16 protein-coding genes and 1 tRNA gene are annotated in these 15,962 nt (G+C 66.7%); 5 read left to right on the top strand and 12 right to left on the bottom strand.

The window, feature by feature from the left end:
- The first annotated feature begins 29 nt into the window (after positions 1-29).
- Entirely contained in the window at positions 30-1,055 is a 1,026-nt protein-coding gene (locus O5K31_RS07755) for a DNA topoisomerase IB (protein WP_269716727.1), read from the top strand.
- Here the strand turns inward: O5K31_RS07755 and O5K31_RS07750 are convergent.
- Entirely contained in the window at positions 1,052-2,032 is a 981-nt protein-coding gene (locus O5K31_RS07750) for a helix-turn-helix transcriptional regulator (protein WP_269716726.1), read from the bottom strand. The two genes, O5K31_RS07755 and O5K31_RS07750, sit on opposite strands and share 4 nt — an antisense overlap.
- 80 nt (positions 2,033-2,112) lie before the next feature.
- On the opposite strand from O5K31_RS07750, the gene O5K31_RS07745 reads away from it, so the two are divergent.
- On the top strand, positions 2,113-2,445 hold the full coding sequence (locus O5K31_RS07745) for a hypothetical protein (RefSeq protein WP_269716725.1): 333 nt from the start codon (positions 2,113-2,115) through the stop codon (positions 2,443-2,445).
- Here O5K31_RS07745 and O5K31_RS07740 read toward each other — a convergent pair.
- From O5K31_RS07740 to O5K31_RS07715, 6 genes are all read right to left on the bottom strand, one after another.
- Positions 2,442-2,891, bottom strand: coding sequence for an NUDIX hydrolase (locus O5K31_RS07740; protein WP_269716724.1), 450 nt, complete (start codon positions 2,889-2,891; stop codon positions 2,442-2,444). The two genes, O5K31_RS07745 and O5K31_RS07740, sit on opposite strands and share 4 nt — an antisense overlap.
- Before the next feature lie 573 nt (positions 2,892-3,464).
- On the bottom strand, positions 3,465-4,625 hold the full coding sequence (locus tag O5K31_RS07735) for an isovaleryl-CoA dehydrogenase (RefSeq protein WP_269716723.1): 1,161 nt from the start codon (positions 4,623-4,625) through the stop codon (positions 3,465-3,467).
- Between the two features lie 31 nt (positions 4,626-4,656).
- On the bottom strand, positions 4,657-6,078 hold the full coding sequence (locus tag O5K31_RS07730) for a glycoside hydrolase family protein (RefSeq protein WP_269716722.1): 1,422 nt from the start codon (positions 6,076-6,078) through the stop codon (positions 4,657-4,659).
- Positions 6,079-6,162: 84 nt separating this feature from the next.
- Positions 6,163-7,626, bottom strand: coding sequence for a magnesium transporter (gene mgtE / locus O5K31_RS07725; RefSeq protein WP_269716721.1), 1,464 nt, complete (start codon positions 7,624-7,626; stop codon positions 6,163-6,165).
- Between the two features lie 57 nt (positions 7,627-7,683).
- Positions 7,684-7,770: transfer RNA gene (locus O5K31_RS07720), tRNA-Leu, on the bottom strand.
- Positions 7,771-7,821: 51 nt separating this feature from the next.
- Entirely contained in the window at positions 7,822-8,091 is a 270-nt protein-coding gene (locus tag O5K31_RS07715) for a FliM/FliN family flagellar motor switch protein (protein WP_269717019.1), read from the bottom strand.
- A gap of 46 nt (positions 8,092-8,137) precedes the next feature.
- Between O5K31_RS07715 and lipB the strand changes: the two genes are divergently transcribed.
- Positions 8,138-8,860, top strand: a complete 723-nt coding sequence (gene lipB, locus O5K31_RS07710; RefSeq protein WP_269716720.1) for a lipoyl(octanoyl) transferase LipB — start codon at positions 8,138-8,140, stop codon at positions 8,858-8,860.
- On the opposite strand, the gene O5K31_RS07705 is transcribed toward lipB, so the two are convergent.
- Together O5K31_RS07705 and O5K31_RS07700 are read right to left on the bottom strand one after the other, a co-directional pair.
- Positions 8,857-9,261 carry a DUF805 domain-containing protein gene (locus tag O5K31_RS07705; RefSeq protein ID WP_269716719.1) on the bottom strand — a complete coding sequence of 135 codons (405 nt, stop codon included), beginning with the start codon at positions 9,259-9,261 and terminating at the stop codon, positions 8,857-8,859. The genes lipB and O5K31_RS07705 overlap by 4 nt on opposite strands.
- A gap of 652 nt (positions 9,262-9,913) precedes the next feature.
- Complete coding sequence (locus tag O5K31_RS07700; RefSeq protein WP_269716718.1) at positions 9,914-11,887, bottom strand: acetyl-CoA carboxylase biotin carboxylase subunit; 1,974 nt, start codon at positions 11,885-11,887, stop codon at positions 9,914-9,916.
- Positions 11,888-12,031: 144 nt separating this feature from the next.
- On the opposite strand from O5K31_RS07700, the gene O5K31_RS07695 reads away from it, so the two are divergent.
- Entirely contained in the window at positions 12,032-12,532 is a 501-nt protein-coding gene (locus tag O5K31_RS07695) for a GlcG/HbpS family heme-binding protein (protein WP_269716717.1), read from the top strand.
- Here the strand turns inward: O5K31_RS07695 and O5K31_RS07690 are convergent, their stop codons facing one another.
- A complete protein-coding gene (locus tag O5K31_RS07690) occupies positions 12,533-12,853 on the bottom strand; it encodes a heavy metal-binding domain-containing protein (RefSeq protein ID WP_269716716.1) in 321 nt (106 codons plus the stop codon).
- A gap of 52 nt (positions 12,854-12,905) precedes the next feature.
- On the opposite strand from O5K31_RS07690, the gene msrB reads away from it, so the two are divergent.
- Positions 12,906-13,391, top strand: coding sequence for a peptide-methionine (R)-S-oxide reductase MsrB (msrB, locus tag O5K31_RS07685; RefSeq protein ID WP_269716715.1), 486 nt, complete (start codon positions 12,906-12,908; stop codon positions 13,389-13,391).
- Between the two features lie 156 nt (positions 13,392-13,547).
- Here msrB and O5K31_RS07680 read toward each other — a convergent pair whose 3' ends face one another.
- Positions 13,548-14,693, bottom strand: coding sequence for an acyl-CoA dehydrogenase family protein (locus tag O5K31_RS07680; protein ID WP_269716714.1), 1,146 nt, complete (start codon positions 14,691-14,693; stop codon positions 13,548-13,550).
- Positions 14,694-14,734: 41 nt separating this feature from the next.
- Positions 14,735-15,949 (bottom strand): acyl-CoA dehydrogenase family protein, encoded by a 1,215-nt coding sequence (locus tag O5K31_RS07675; RefSeq protein ID WP_269717018.1) that lies wholly within the window; start codon positions 15,947-15,949, stop codon positions 14,735-14,737.
- Positions 15,950-15,962 lie beyond the last annotated feature (13 nt).

The following is a 15,962-nucleotide window of genomic DNA, read 5'->3' as shown; positions in this document are numbered from 1 at the left end:
ACGTTCCGCCGGCGAAATGGACGCCTGCATTGCCTCGTAAAGCGAAGACGCCGACCACGCCGCAGGCCTTCGCCAAGGCGGCCGGCCTGACCTATGTCAACGACAGCGATCCCGGCCTTAGCCGGGTCAAAACCGCCAAGGGCTTCGCCTATCGCGACGCCAAGGGCGGGGCGATCAAGGACGCCGCCGTTATCGACCGCATCGACAAACTGGCCATCCCGCCGGCCTGGACCGAGGTCTGGATCTGCGCGCGCGCCGACGGCCATATCCAGGCGGTGGGCCGCGACGCCCGGGGCCGCAAGCAATACCGCTACCACGCCGACTGGCGCTCCATCCGCGACGACCATAAGTACGGCCGCACCATCGCCTTCGGCCGCGCCCTGCCCAAGCTGCGGCGGCGGCTGGAGGAGGACCTGGCCAAGCGAGGCCTGCCTCGCGAGAAAGTCCTGGCCGCCGTGGTCAGCCTGTTGGAGCAGACCCTCATCCGGGTGGGCAACGCCGAGTATGCCCGGACCAATAAGAGCTTTGGCCTCACCACCATGCGCGACCGGCACGTGACCCTGACCGGGGCCGGCGCGACCTTCGAGTTCCGGGGCAAGAGCGGCGTCCTGCACCGGACGGGCTTTCAGGACCGTCGCCTGGCCCGCATCGTCCGCGCCTGCCAGGACCTGCCCGGCCAGCGGCTGTTCCAGTACGAAGACGAGAACGGCGAGCGCCGGCCGGTCGAATCCGCGGACGTGAACGCCTACCTGCGCGAGGCCATGGGCGATGATTTCACCGCCAAGGACTTCCGGACCTGGGCGGGGACCCTGGCCATGGCCGAGGCCCTTTCCATGCAACCTGAACCAACGAGCCAGACCGAGACCAAGCAGATCGTGAACCTTTGCGTGAAGGCGGTGGCGGGGGTGCTGGGCAATACCGCCGCCGTCTGCCGCAAGTGCTACATCCACCCAGCCGTGTTCGACGCCTTCACCCGCGGCGACCTGGCCATCAAGCCGACGGGAGAGCGGCGTGACCGGGAACTGAAGCTGCTGAAGCTGATCGAGGCGGCCTAGGCGCGGTGGTTGGCCAGAGCCTTCTCAAGCTCAGCGACCATCATCTCCTTCAGCGATCGCGGTGACACGATCCGGACCTTGTCGCCCCAGGTGAACAGGTGCCAGGCCAGCTCCAGCATGCCGCTGGCGCGGAAGGCGACCACCACTGACCCGTCGGCCTGCTTCTCCACCGACTGGTTGGCGTGAAAGCGCCAGCGTAGAGCGTCCTCAGCACCCTGGGGCGTGATGTGGAGGACCACGTCCTCAACCGCCCCCTGGTAGATGCCGAAGCTCTGGTCGGCGAAGGCCTGGAGGGAGAAGCCCTCCGGGGGCGCGGCGTGACGGGGCAGGACCTCGACCTCGCGGATCTTGTCGAGGCGCCAGGTGCGGGGCTCGGTGGACTTGCCCTCGCCCGCCACCAGATAGTTGCTGCGGCCGAACATCACCCCAAAGGGGGTCACCTCGCGCACCCGGCCGGGCTTTGAGCCGCCGTCGTATTGGAAGCGCAGCGCGGTCAGGCCGGTGATCGCCGTGCGGATCGCGGTCAGCAGCGCCGCGTCCTCCATGGGGCGAGCCCCGGCATGGACGGCGATGGTTTCGGCCTGGACCAGGGCCTCCATGTCGGGCGCGAGGCGGCGGCGGGCCTGGGCGCGCATGGCGGCGAGCAGCTTACGCTCCAGGCCGTACAGCGCCTCGGCGCGGGCGGCGGCGCCGGAGGTCTTCAACGAGTCGGCGGCGGTTCGCAGGGCGACCATCTCGTCCGCGGTCGGGCCCTGGAACAGGCCGTCGAGGCCAGACGGGATGCGGAAGCGTTTGGTGGGCGGGTCGTCCACCGCCTCCATCTGCGGAAACACCGCCCAGACGGCGTCGCGCATGCGCTCGGCCGTGCGGCGGCTGACCTCCAGCACATCCGCCATCTCGTCCAGGGTCAAACCTTCGGCGGATCCTGCAAGCCGGCGCGCGAGGTCGAGGAGTAGTGCTGCCTTGTCGTGACGCATCCCAGGATCATACGACCGTTTCTGACGTAGTGCGCGTTCAAATTCATCCTCAGCAACAACGCAGAGCTGGATCGCAAGCCATGACCGCCCTCTTCGCCTCGCGCCCCTTCACTACCTCGCCCCTGTCCTCGGACATGATCTCGGCGGTGTTGTCCTTCGCGGATCTGGCAGAGCCGGCGGGCGTGGGCCGCACCAAGCTGCGCATCAGCCCGCAGCGCCTGAGCCAGGCCGACGTGCTGACGGTCATGGGCGGCGCCGCTGGCCGCCTGGCCGACATCACGGTCGTCTGGAACGAGCGTGAAGGTCAGGTGGTCCGGGTGATCGACGACGCCCAACTGCGCCGCAGCCAACCCGAGCCCTGGGAAGCCTATTTCGACCTGTTCGAGGAAGAGCCGGCCCGTCTCTGCGCCTAGAGCTTATATCCAGCGGCGAAGTCGCGGATAAGCTGGGCCAGCTCGGGCTCGGCGACCGAGGCGGCCGCATCTTCGGGGTTCGTCCAGCGAACGGTGCGCTGGTCGCTTTCCGGCCAGGCGATGGTCTGGACCAGGACGCGGAGCGGGAAGACGTCCACGCGGCACCGCAGGACCTCGCTCTTCCTGAGCACCTTGTCGTACCGATAGGCGCCGATAGAGGTCTCGCTGACCTCGCCCTTCACGCCAGCCTCTTCCCAGGCCTCGGTGGCCGCGGCCCCGGCAGGCGTCTTGCGCTCCATCGGCCAGCCCTTGGGGATCACCCAGCGCTGGGTTTCTCGGGACGTGATCAGCAGGATTTCCAGCCCATCGCGCAGGCGGAACGGCAGGGCGCCGTACTGCTGGCTCACCTCCTGCCCGTCGTCGTCCAGCATGACCTGCTGCTTCATGCCGGGAAAGGCCTACAGAGCGGGGCGAAGCCGTCGCCGATCAGACCTACAGTCGGCATGTTCATCACCCCGAACAGGAGATGGAAAACACCTTGCATCACGCCATACGAGTATATCAGCACGGCGATGATCCCCATTGCCCTTTGAGCGTCGTTTCCGCCATGGCCCAGAAGATGGAGCGAGGCGGATACTGACCGCAGCTTGCGCGCGATTCCATCTGCGCGCGCGGGGGAAGTTTCCTGATCAACCGTCGAGCCCCAATCGTCACATACTTGTCACAAAGGCTGGAGCGTCTAGGCGCACCCGATGCGAATGTAAATGCGCTGCGAAGTCTCCACTGCGCCTCGACGGCGTAAAACGCCCTTCCCGGCTGCGTCCGGGCGAGGATAGCTGGCGCGCCGACGGGGGTGCGCGCACCCAGCGCGAGGCGGCCTAGGCGTCTGGAATGCGAGAAAGCGGGGGTCATGGCCACATGATACGGCCGCCGCGGAAGGGGGCGGACAGACGGGTGTCCCGCCTGTCTCCCTCAAGGGTCCGAGTGTCTCCAGAGTATCGGTCTCCAGAGTCTCGCCTTTAGGCCCCGATCAGCTCGCGGCCGATGAGGAAGCGGCGGATTTCGTTGGTGCCGGCGCCGATGTCGTACAGCTTGGCGTCGCGGACCAGGCGTTCCACCGGCCACTCCCTGGTATAGCCGGCGCCGCCGAGAGCCTGGACGGCCTCCAGGCTGACCTTCACGGCGTTCTCGGAGGCCAGCAGGATGGCGCCGGCCGCGTCGTAGCGTGTGGTCTTGCCGGCGTCACAGGCGCGGGCCACGGCGTAGACGTAGGCGCGGGCCGAACTCAGGGCCACGTACATGTCGGCGACCTTGGCCTGCATCAGCTGGAACGAGCCGATGGCCTTGCCGAACTGCTTGCGGTCGCGGACGTAGGGCAAAACCACGTCCATGCAGGCCTGCATGATGCCCAGCGGGCCGGCCGACAGCACCGCACGCTCATAGTCGAGGCCGCTCATCAGCACGCCGACACCGCCGCCGACAGGACCCATGACGTTCTCTTCGGGGACTTCGCAGTCCTCGAAGACCAGCTCGGCGGTGTCCGAACCGCGCATGCCCATCTTGTCGAGCTTCTTGGAGACGCTGAAACCCTTGAAGCCCTTTTCGATCAGGAAGGCGGTGATGCCGCCACTGCCTTCGCCCGTCTTGGCGTAGACGACCAGGGTGTCGGCGTGGGGCGCATTGGTGATCCAGAACTTCGTGCCGTTGAGGATGTAGCGATCGCCGACCTTCTCGGCCTTGAGCTTCATCGAGACGACGTCCGAGCCCGCGCCGGCCTCGCTCATGGCCAGGGAGCCGACGTGTTCGCCGCTGATCAGCTTGGGCAGGTAGCGCGCCTTCTGCTCGGGCGTCGCCCAACGGCGGATCTGATTGACGCACAGGTTCGAGTGCGCGCCGTAGCTGAGACCCACGCTGGCGGAGGCGCGGGACACCTCCTCCATGGCCACCACATGTTCGAGGTAGCCCAGGCCCAGGCCGCCGTCGGCCTCGTCCACCGTGATGCCGTGCAGGCCCAATTCACCCATCTGCGGCCACAGCTCGCGCGGGAAGGTGTTGGTCTCGTCGATCTTCGCCGCGAGGGGCGCGATCTTGTCGGCCGCGAAGCGGGCGGTGGTTTCACGGATCGCGTCGGCGGTCTCACCGAGAGCGAAATCGAGGGCGAGGCTGTTGTTCGGGGTCATGCGACCCGGATATCACGAGCCTCGCGCAAGATCATGCCTTGTCAGAGCCTTCCTCGCCTCCCGCGAGCAGCAGAAGCAGGCGATAAGCGCCCCAACCGATCAAAGCTATGCCAACCACGCCCAGGCCCCAGATGATCATCAGACCCAACGGCGGCGAGCCGTTGGCGTCGGGCGCGGCGTTGGGCGCCAGCATCTGGCTGACGGCGAAAACGCCGACGCCGACCGCGGCGGCGACAACCGGAGCCACCAGCCCCGCGCCCTGCCCCTTGGCGGCGCGACGACGACGGCTTTGCGGCGTGATCCAGGAGAAGGCGCCCTGGTCCTCTTCCTCAGAGGCGGCCAAGGCGTCCACCTTGACAATGCGGGGCGAAGGTTCGGCATAGGCCACCGGTTCGACAGGGTCGAAGGCATGGGGCGCCGCGACCTCGACCTGGGCGTCCTCGCCCTCGGGAGTCAGGGCGGCGGCGGCCTGCTGGTCCGGTTCGTCGTGCAGGCGCGGATCGAAGAAGGACACCCCGGGGAGGGCGAAGACCGGTTCGTGTGACGCGTCCTCGACCGGAGGGGCCTGGCGATCCAGGGCGTCGTGTTCGGCGGGCACGAGAATCGGCGCTGGCTCGTCGGCCGGCGCCGGCGATTCGTTGGCGGGCTCAGGCGCCCAGAGGAACGGCCTTCGCTCAGGCTCCGCAGGAACGTCGGGTTCGACGGCGAATTCCGGGCGGGGTTCAGGCTCGATCGCCGGCTCGGGCGCGGGCGGGATTTCATCGGCGAAGATGGCCGACAGGCGGGCGCCGACACCTTCCGCGGCCTGCTCGCTGGCGCTGGGGCGCTCGGGCTCCACGCCGGCGGCCGGAGCTTGGACCGCATCGCGTTCGACGCGGGCCTTGCCTTCCCGGTAGGTCGCCGTCACCGCCGTGGGCGTCTGCAGGGGGATGGTGAGGCTGGCGTCGTAGTCGACCTTGGGCTGCAGCAGCGGCGACGGCGCGGCCACCCACCTGTCGCCTTCCGGGGTCAGGAACAGGGTCTTTTCGGCGGCGCGGCGGCGGACCAGGGCGTCGATGACGATCCGCTCGCCCTCGAAGTCGGCCTTGCGCCACAGCTCCATGGCGCAGGCGGCCTGGATCATCGCGCCTTCGTTGATGCGGCGCAGGACAGCGGAACGACGGAAGGCGTCGGAGCCGATGTTGAAGGCGAAACACGCCAGGGCGTCGAACTGGTTCTGGTTGAGCGGCGTGAAAATCTGCTCGTTCAGCACATGGGCGACCGCGATCAGGTCGTACATGAGCAGGGCTTCGGCGTCCTGTTCCGAGACCTGGGCGCCTTCACGGGCGGTCAGGGTGTGTCCATAGCCGATCGTCCAGCGCCCGTCGGGCAGCTGGGCCGCCTTCTGACGGTAGCCCTCGAATCTCTTGATGAGATCGATGGCGGTTCGGGAGACCTGATGACGCGGTTTCATCCGGTGAATTTGATCCAGTTTGGCACAGGCGCCGGTTTCTTTCGTGTCATCAACGCAAGAACCGGGCCTTGGAAGCCCCTGAACCTACAGGAGAATGATCGCGGCGAGGCCAAGGAACGACAGGAAGCCCATGAAGTCGGTCACGAAGGTGACGAAGACCGACGAAGACACCGCCGGATCCCTGCCCAGCCGGTCCAGGGCCAAGGGCACCAGGATGCCCGCCAGGGACGCCATGAACAGGTTGATGATCAGGGCGAGCGCGATGGTCAGGCACAGCAGCCCGTCGTGGAACACGGCGAACACGGCGAGCGCCATGATCGCGGCCAGGGCGAAGCCGTTGATGAGACCCACCGTCATCTCGCGGATGACGATGCGCAGGGCGTTGGCGGCGTTCAGCTCGCGGCTGGCCAGGGCGCGGACGGCCACGGCCAGGGTCTGGGTGCCCGCATTGCCGCCCAGTGAGGCGACCACGGGCATCAGTATGGCCAGGGTGACGAGCTTGCCGATCTCGGCCTGGAAGGCGCCGATGACGCTGGCGGCCAGGGCGGCGGTGATGGTGTTGACCACCAGCCACGGCAGACGTGAGCGGGCGGCGTCCAGCACGCCCGCGTCCCGGCCCGCGTCGCCCACGCCAGCCAGGGCGAGGATGTCCTCCTCGCTCTCTTCCTGGATGACGCCGACGATATCGTCGACGGTGATCTGACCCACCAGACGGCCGCCGGGATCGACCACGGGGGCGCTGATCAGGTGGTACTTGTCGAAGATGTAGGCGACCTCTTCCTGGTCCATGCCGGTGGTGATCTCGGTCACCGCCTCCATGATCTCGACCAGGCTGGTCTCGCGCTGGGCGCGCAGCAGGGTGCTGGCGGGAATGGCGCCGACCGGCTTGTAGGACGGGTCGATCACGTAGATGTCGAAGAACAGCTCGGGCAGTTCGTCGCCGGCGGCGCGGATGTGGTCGATGGTGTGGCCGACGGTCCAGAATTGCGGGGCGGCCAGCACCTCGCGCTGCATCAGGCGGCCAGCGGTCTCGTCCTCGTAGGACAGGGTGTTCTCGATGGCCGCGCGGTCGCTTTCGTCCATGGCGGCGAGGACCTGCTCGCGCTTGTCGTCCTCGAGGTCGTCGACCACGTCGGCGGCGTCGTCCGAATCGAGCTCTTCCAGCGCCCGGGCCAGAGTGTGGGAGGGGGTGGCGTCCAGCACCTCCTCGCGCAGGTTGTCCTCCAGCTCGGAGATCACCTCGGCCAGCGATTCGGGGGCGAGGTGGGGAATCACCTCCTCGCGGTAGTCGGCGGTCAAAAAGCCCATCAGGTCGGCGATATCGGCGGGGTGCAGGGCCCCGACAAGCTCGCGCAGGCGTTCACCGTCGCCGCGGTCGGCGGCGTCGATGACCATTTCGACGTATTCGGGATTGAGAGCGTAGTCGTCGCCGAGGGCGAGGTCTTCGAGATCCTCGGCGACGTCTGGCTCAGGAATGGCGATGCCCTGGCGGGTCGCTTCTTCCTCAGTGAGGGCGGCTTTGGTCAGGTCGGCATCTTCCCTTTTCATGGGGACCTCCTGATCCGAATAGGTTTGACCCTAAGCGCCGTTCCTTACGTTTATCACTGGTGCGGTCGAGAAGACTCGAACTTCCACTCCGGTTAGGGAACAGCGACCTCAACGCTGCGCGTCTACCAATTCCGCCACGACCGCTCGTGGTGAGGCGCGGGGCGTAGCAAATTGATTTTGGTTTGTGAAGCGAAGTTACGTCGCTCCGGCCATGAAGTCGTAAACATTCGCCGCGCGGGTGACCTGGATGGAGATGCGATCGTCGCTGATCTGGATCTCGCCGCGGGCCACCGGGTGGTTGTTGGCCAGGATCCAGACCTCGTCCGTGGCGCGGGCGTCGAGGGGAATCACAGCGCCGCGGCCCATGCGCAGAAGCTGCTGCATAGGCAGGATCGAACGGCCGAGAACCACGGAGATCTCGACATTGACGGCGTTGACCTGACTCACCAACTCACCCTGAAGAATCCCTCGGGTCGTTTTGACCTTCGGTGAGCGCTACAGTGCGGGCGTCATGCTTGATCAGAAGTTAAAGCCGTTAACGGAAAAGGCCGCATTCGGGCGGGCGGATGGCGCGCCGGTGGGTTGGGCGATCTCGACGCAGTCCGTGCCCTATCCCGAGGCCGTGGCGGCCATGGAGGCCCGTGCGGCCGCCATCGCGGACGGAACGGCCGGGGAGCTGATCTGGCTGCTAGAGCACCCTCCCCTCTATACGGCGGGCATCACGGCCAAGGACGGCGATCTGCTGAGCCCGGACCGATTCCCAGTGTTCCAGAGCGGGCGCGGCGGCCAGTTCACCTATCACGGGCCAGGCCAGCGGGTGGCCTATGTGATGCTGGACCTCAGGGAGCGACAGCGCGACGTGCGCGCCTTCGTCGCGGCCCTGGAGGACTGGGTGATCGGCGCCCTGGGCCGCTTCAACGTGGTCGGCGAACTGCGCGACGGCCGGGTGGGCGTGTGGGTCGAGCGCAAGGGTCCGGGTTGGTCGCGCGAGGACAAGATCGCCGCCGTGGGCGTCAAGCTGCGCAAGTGGGTGTCGTTCCACGGGATCAGCCTGAACGTGGAGCCGGACCTGGCGCACTTCGAGGGCATCGTCCCCTGCGGCCAGCGCGAGCATGGGGTCACCAGTCTGGTGGACCTGGGCCTGCCGGTGACCATGGACGAGGCCGATGAGGCTCTGAAGTCCAGCTTCCGCCAGGTGTTCGGCGCCGTCGAGGACGCCGAACCGCCGGTTTAGGCGATCTGCGGCTTCAGCGGGTTGGGGCCGAAGCGGTTGGCGCCCTGCTCCCCCGCCATGACGCCCAACTCGACGACAGCCCACAGCAGGACCAGGCAGAACAGGAAGTCGAAGAAGCCGGTCGGATAGGGCCAGGCGGCGACGAAGGCGATCAGGATCAGCGCCGCCCACCAGCCGGACCGCCCGCGGTCGTGCAGGCGCTTGGACAGCACGCAGGCGCCGCAGAACAGCAGGCCGGGATAGACGAACCAGCCCGTCAGCCAATGCAGGGTCGGCCCGACGATCGCCTCATAGATGGCGGCCGCCGCGACTAGCAGTCCCGCCGCCAGCAGGAACGGCCCGCGCGCAAGCCGGCCGGTTGAGGACAGGAACAGGTCCGTCCAGTCGATGTGGCCGTTCATGCGCGCGCTCTCCGAGTCAGGATCGGAAATCTACGGGCGAAGCTGGAGCGAGGGAAGCGGGAGGGTTGGGAGTGAGCAATGGTATATATGTACATATGAATTTCGATAACTGTGAGGGGCCGATTTTCTCGTCATCCTCGCCCTCGGTCCCTCTCCCATCAAGGGAGAGGGAGGCGGGTTTGGTTAGCCCTTTGCGTCCTTCGAGACGGCCTTCGGCCTCCTCAGGATGACGGATTCAGTAGAGCAACAAACCTCGTCATGCTGAGGAGCGCACCAGCGCGTCTCGAAGCACGCACAGCTGCGCGCCCCCAGGGGAAATCCCGCGAGGTTGGAAGGGCGGCGGAGCGTGCGGGCCTTCGCCCGGATGATGAGATAGCAGATACCGTTTCGACGTAGGCCCGTCCGCTCCGCGCGGTCATTATCCGGGAGCCGCCGGTAGGCAGCGCTCTTAGCGCTTAGCCGGCAAAGCCTCCGACGGGCGGGTGGGGCCAGCGTCCAATCCCCGGACCGCGTGAGTAACCCCCTCACGCCTCGCCCCGCTCGACCGCATCCCCGCCAAAGCAACAGCGCTGGCCGCGCGCCCTTCCCAGTGATGGAGACAGGGGGAAGAGTACGGGAGGCGGAATGGGGGCGGATAAGAGCCTCGCTATCCTCAGGCGAACTCGACCAGCACTTCGTCAGCAGCCACCGGATCGCCGCTCTTGGCGGAGACGGTTTTCACCACGCCGTCCCGTTCGGCGCGGATGATGTTCTGCATCTTCATGGCCTCGATGACGCAGACGACCTCGCCTTCCTTCACCTCCTGGCCGAGTGTCACATCCATGGAGACCACCAGGCCCGGCATGGGCGAGATGATCATCTTGGAGGTGTCGGCGGCCTGCTTTGGCGGGATCTTGCCGTGCAACTCGGCCGAGCGTGGGCTGAGGACCAGCACCTTGGCCTTGGCGGCGCGGTGGCGGATGACGAAGCCCTCGGCGGCCGGGGCGACGCTGACGGTGAAGGCGGTCCCGTTCAGGCGCCCCTTGAACAAGGCCTTGCCCGGACGCCAATCGGTGACCTCAAGGGTGAGCGCCCTGCCCTCGTCCGTCAGTTCGATGCTGAGCGGGGCCTCGCCGCGCAGGCGCACCGGGCGCGACTCGTGGCCGACGAGGACGATCCAGTCGGCGCGCTCGGTGACACCGGCCCGCAAGGCCAGCAGGCGCTGCATGGCGCAGCCGACAGCGGTGAGCACATCCTTCTGGAAGCTGGTCGGTTCGGTTCCGCCGAAGCCGTCAGGGAATTCGTCGGCGATGTAGCTGGTGGCCAGCTTGCCCGAGCGGAACCGCTCCTGGTCCATGACCGCGGCCAGGAACGGGATGTTCTGGCCAAGGCCCTCGATGTGGAAGTCCTCGAGCGCGCGAGCCATGCCCTCGATGGCGATCTCGCGGTCCGTGGCCCAGGTGCAGAGCTTGGAGATCATCGGATCGTAGAACATCGAGATCTCGTCGCCCTCGCGCACGCCCGCGTCGTTGCGGACGGTATAAGCGCCCATGTCGCCTTCCTTGGGCGGCTCGTAGCGGACGAGGCGGCCGATGGATGGCAGGAACTTGCGATACGGGTCCTCGGCGTAGATGCGGCTCTCGATGGCCCAGCCGTTGATCTTCAGTGTGTCCTGGCTGACGTTCAGCGGCTCGCCGGCGGCCGAGCGGATCATCTGCTCGACCAGATCGAGGCCGGTGATCAGCTCGGTGACCGGGTGCTCCACCTGCAGGCGGGTGTTCATCTCCAGGAAGTAGAAGCTCTTGTCCTGGCCGGCGACGAACTCGACCGTGCCGGCGCTGTCGTAGTTGACGGCCTGGGCCAGGGCCACGGCCTGGGCGCCCATGGCGGCGCGGGTGGCCTCGTCGAGCAAGGGGCTCGGCGCCTCTTCGATGACCTTCTGGTTGCGGCGCTGGATCGAGCACTCTCGCTCGAACAGGTGGACCACGTGGCCGTGCTTGTCGCCCAGCACCTGAATCTCGATGTGGCGCGGGCTTTCGATGAACTTCTCGATGAAGATGCGGTCGTCGCCAAAGGCGCCCTTGGCCTCGGCGCGGACGGCGGGGAAGCCCTCCTCCACATCCTTGCGGTTCCAGGCGACGCGGATGCCCTTGCCGCCCCCGCCGGCGGAAGCCTTGATCATCACCGGATAGCCGATCTCCTCGGATATCTTTACGGCGTGGGCGGTGTCGTCGATCTCGCCGATGTGGCCGGGGACGCAGGAGACGCCGGCGGCCTGGGCGAACTTCTTGGATTCGATCTTGTCGCCCATGGCGCTGATCGCGCCGGGGTTGGGGCCGATGAAGACGATGCCTTCGTCGGCGCAGCGCTGGGCGAACTCGGCCTTTTCCGACAGGAAGCCAAAGCCCGGATGGACGGCTTGGGCGCCGGTCTGCTTGCAGGCGGCGATGATCTTGTCGGCGACGAGGTAGGATTCGCTGGCCGGGGCCGGGCCGATGAACACGGTCTCGTCCGCCATTTCGACCGCCAGGCTGTCAGCGTCGGCTTCCGAGTAGACCACCACCGTCTTGATGCCCAGGCGACGGCAGGTCTTGATCACCCGCACCGCGATCTCGCCCCGGTTGGCGATCAAAATCTTCGAAAACATCAACCGACTGTCTCCCCACAGTGTCTCGTTGTCATTTCGAGTAGAGGCACGTCCTCGGCTTTGCAACGCTGACGCAGCGTCCCCTATCGCACTTGCACATCGCCGGCCCTCGTGACACCGGTGGACAAAACAGGGGAACGCATCATGAGCCACTTCGTCAAACCGCTCGCCATCGGCTTCGCCATGGCCACGATCCTGATGGCCACCGAGGCCGCGGCCCAGTCGGGCGCGCCCTCGACCATCGGCCTGCCCTACGGCGCGCCCATCAGCCTGACCGACGCGCGCAAGGTCGCCGCCGCCGCCCAGGCCGAAGCCGCCGCCAACGGCTGGCTGGTGGTGACCACCATCGTCGAGCCCAACGGCCAGGTGGTGCTGAGCGAGAAGATGGACGGCACAGCCTATTCGGCCCTGGACGTGGCGGGCCGCAAGGCGGTGACCTCCGCCCATTTCAAGCGCCCCACCCTGGCGTTCTATGACGCGGTGAAGGGCGGCACCCTGAACGCCATCTTCGCCCAGGCCGTGGCCATCGAGGGCGGCGAGCCGATCGTCATGGGCGGCAAGATCGTCGGCGCCCTGGGCGTCAGCGGCGCCACGCCGGCCCAGGACGGCCAGATCGCCCGCGCCGGCGTCAAGGCCGTCAAGTAGTCAGCCCAGCTTCACCGCCGTGCCGCTGGCGGTGACCATCAGCATGCCGTTCTGGGCGCCGAGGCTCTCATAGTCGAGGTCGACGCCCACGACGGCGTCGCCGCCCAGCTTTCGGGCCTCTTCCTGCATCTCGCGCAGGGCGGTCTCGCGCGCCGAACGCAGCACGTTCTCGTAGCTGCCCGAACGGCCGCCCACGATGTCGCGAATGCCCGCGAAGATGTCGCGGAACACGTTGGCGCCGAGGATCGCCTCGCCTGTGACGACGCCCAGGGTCTGGACGATGGTGCGTTCGGCGATGGTCGGGGTGGTGGCGGTGATCATTTGGGCGGCTTCCTCATTCTAAAGTCGACTTGTCGATCCTACATTGGAAGCCATGACCGATACCGCCAGCACTCCCACCATTTCCCCTTCGGGCTTTGACCTGACCCCGCCCACCCCCGTCGAGCGCCAGCGCCTGGAGGCGGACCTTTCGCGCGAGGAGCGTGAGGTCCTGCTGAACCACGGCACCGAAGCCCCATTCTGCGGCGGCTTGCTGGGCGAGAAAAACCCGGGCGCCTATTGCTGCCGGCTGTGCGGCCTGCCGCTGTTCAAGCACGAGACCAAGTTCGAGAGCGGCACGGGCTGGCCCAGCTTCTACGCCCCCATCGACGAGGCGCACGTCAAAGGGATCAAGGACACCAGCTACGGGATGGTGCGGATCGAGACCACCTGCGCCCGCTGCGGCAGCCACCAGGGCCACGTCTTCCCCGACGGCCCGCCGCCCACGCGCCTGCGCTACTGCATCAACTCGGTGTCGCTGGAGTTTGTACCGGCCGGCGGGGCGTTGCCGGATCGCCTGGGGCGGGGGGATAGGTTCTAAAAACGCCGCTCATCCCGGCGAAGGCCGGGACCCAGATACATCCGGTGAGTCAGCAGGGCTTCACCTGGGCCCCGGCCTTCGCCGGGGTGAGCGGAATGTAAAAAGGGCTCGCCTTGCAGCGAGCCCTTCTCATTTCAGTCTAACCCGCCTTTCAGCCTAAGCCGCCTTGCCGAAGCTCAGGCGTTCGTAGCGGCTCAAGTGGTGATCGACGGAGCCGAACAGGCCCTCGATGATCGTGCCGCGCTTGAAGTAATGGCCGATCGCCAACTCGTCGGTCATGCCCATGCCGCCATGGATCTGGATGGCCGACTGGCCGCAGAACTTCAGGGCGCGGCCGATGCGGACCTTGGACGAAGAGACGGCCTTGGCGCGTTCGACGTCGCTCTCGTCCAGCTTGAGGGTCGCCATGTAGGTCATGGAGACTGACTGTTCGAGCTCGATGAACATGTCGACCATGCGGTGCTGGAGCACCTGGAAGTTGCTGATGGCGGTGCCGAACTGCTTGCGCTGCTTGGCGTAATCCAGGGTGCCTTCATGCAGCTTGCGCATGACCCCCACGGCCTCGGCGCAGACGGCGGCAGTCGCCTCGTCCACGACCTTCTCGACCAGCGGCAACGCAGCGCCTTCGGCGCCGATCAGGGCGTCGGCGGGGACCGAGACGTTGTCGAAATAGACTTCCGAAGCGCGACCGCCGTCGACGGTCGGGTAGTCACGGGTGGTGACGCCCTTGGCGTGCTTGTCGACCAGGAATACCGACACGCCCGAAGTCTCGCGCTGCGAGCCGCCGGTGCGGGCGGTGACGATCAGGTGGCTGGCGAACGGCGCGCCGACGACCACGGCCTTGTGGCCATTCAGGAGCCAGCCGGAGCCGTCCTTTTTCGCCGTCGTCTTGAGGTCCGACAGGGTGTAGCGGCCTTGCGCCTCGGCATAGGCGAAAGCGACGACCATCTCACCGGCGACGATGCTGGCGATATGGTCGGCCGCGCTGGCGTGGCCCGAGTGCTTGAGAAAGCCGCCGCCGATGATGACCGTGCCCAGATAGGGCTCGATGACCAGGGCTTTGCCGAACTCTTCCATGACGATCATGTTGTCGAGCGCGCCGCCGCCCAGGCCGCCGAGCTCTTCCGAGAACGGCGCGCCGAGTATGCCGAGCTCTTCGGCGAAGGCTTTCCAGTAGTCCGCCCGCCAGCCGCTCTCGGAGGAGACGATCTTGCGGCGGGTTTCGAAGTCGTACTTGTCCTGCAGATAGCTGGCGATCGTATCGCGCAGCATCGACTGCTCTTCGGAGAAGTTGAAGTCCATGGGGCTTCCCTAAACGCGAGTGTTCTTGTGCAGGACCGGGCTCAGAGCCCGAGAACCATTTTGGCGATGATGTTGCGTTGGATCTCGTTGGACCCGCCGTAGATCGACGTCTTACGGACGTTGAAATAGGTCGGCGCGGCGCGGCGAGCGTGATCGGGTCCGATCGGCAGGGCGTTGCCGCCTTCCTTGGGGAAGCCGCGGAAGTACGGCGCGCCGTAATTGCCCGACGCCTCCAGCACCAGTTCGGTGATCCGCTGCTGGATCTCCGTGCCCTTGATCTTCAGGACCGAAGATTCCGGCCCGGGACCCTTGCCGGCGTGCTCGGAAGCGAGCGTGCGCAGCTCGGTGTATTCCAGGGCCGTCAGGTCGATCTCCAGCTCGGCGATCTTGCGGCGGAACAGGGAGTCCTCGATCAGCGGATTGCCGTCGTCGGCCAGCTCCTCGGCCGCGATCTTGCGGATGCGCTCGATGCCGCGCTTGGAACGGGCGACGCCGGCGATGCCGGAGCGCTCGTGGGCCAGCAGGAACTTGGCGCAGGTCCAGCCCTTGTTCTCCTCATAGATGCGGTTCTCGACCGGCACCTTGACGTTTTCGAGCCAGACCTCGTTGACCTCGTGCTCGCCGCCCAAGGTGATGATCGGGCGGACGGTGACGCCAGGCGACTTCATGTCGATGAGCAGGAAGGAGATGCCTTCCTGAATCTTGGCGTTGGGATCAGTGCGGACCAGGCAGAAGATCCAGTCGGCATGCTGGGCCAGGGTGGTCCAGGTCTTCTGGCCGTTGACCAGGTAGTATTCCTTGCCGTCGTCGCCGGTGAAGCGCTCGGCCTTGGTCTTCAGGCTGGCCAGGTCGGAACCGGCGCCCGGTTCGGAATAGCCCTGGCACCACCAGATGTCGCCATTGAGCGTCGGCGGAAGGAACTTGGCCTTCTGCTCGGGGGTGGCGAAGGTGTAGATCACCGGCCCGACCATGTTGATGCCGAAGGGCAGGATCGGCACGGCGTCAGCGCGCGCCAGCTCCTCCGACCAGATGTAGCGTTGGACAGAGGTCCAGCCCGGGCCGCCGTACTGCTCGGGCCAGGCCGGGGCCACCCAGCCCTTCTTGGCCAGGATGCGATGCCAGGAGAGGAAATCCTCCTTGGCCATCTCCTCGCCCTCTTCCTGCACGGCCCTCAGGCTGGCGGGATAGTTCTCGGCGATAAAGGCGCGGACCTCCTCACGGAAAGCGAGGTCTTCGGGCGAGAAGTCGAGATTCATCATGCACTCCCGT

Origin of the sequence: Caulobacter sp. NIBR2454, assembly GCF_027474405.1 — a bacterium.
GTDB lineage: Bacteria > Pseudomonadota > Alphaproteobacteria > Caulobacterales > Caulobacteraceae > Caulobacter.
The sequence above is the reverse complement of the archived record's forward strand: the minus strand, read 5'-3'. Positions and strand labels throughout refer to the sequence as shown.